The sequence below is a fragment of the Methylobacterium sp. E-041 genome (assembly GCF_022829665.1).
In the GTDB taxonomy this organism is placed as follows: Bacteria; Pseudomonadota; Alphaproteobacteria; order Rhizobiales; family Beijerinckiaceae; genus Methylobacterium.
The window spans coordinates 1-462 of the sequence record NZ_JAKSYQ010000297.1 but is presented as its reverse complement, the minus strand read 5'-3'; the positions used below and the strand labels follow the sequence as shown (position 1 = coordinate 462).

Below are 462 nucleotides of genomic sequence, written 5' to 3'. Positions count from 1 at the left end.
GTGGCAGGTGTCGGGGCGCAGCGATTGTTCGTATGCCGAGCGGGTGGCGCTGGATCTCGATTACGCTACGCATTGGGGGCTGGGTCGCGACATCGCCATCATGCTGCGCACGATCCCGGCGGTCCTGGCTCAACGCGGCAGCAAGTAGACCAATCACATCCTTCGTCAGTGTCTAAATTGCTACAGGCTGACTACGTAATTTAGCCTTATTGTGTTTGTATTAATATGTATTATTTTGCTGAAATAAGACACCGAACCCCAGCCGCAACGCTCCTGCCGTCAATCTCACGCCCGATGGTTCTTGCTGTATGTCTAATTCAGTCGATCTAACTGGTTACCATCTCACATTTGATGCTGAGATGACAACTTCGGCGGATCTGTCAAAATTTTCAACGACATTTGCAAACGGCGATCGGACATTGTGGAGCAACCATGAGGCAGAATGGTACGCTGACTACAATC

The 462-nt window shown here is 50.9% G+C and carries 1 protein-coding gene; it reads left to right on the top strand.

Annotation, left to right across the window (positions count from 1 at the left end):
* The first annotated feature begins 7 nt into the window (after positions 1–7).
* The gene (locus tag MKK70_RS28050) at positions 8–148 is read left to right on the top strand and encodes a sugar transferase (RefSeq protein WP_409568336.1); all 141 of its coding nucleotides are present in this window, start codon (positions 8–10) and stop codon (positions 146–148) included.
* The last annotated feature ends 314 nt before the right edge of the window (positions 149–462 follow it).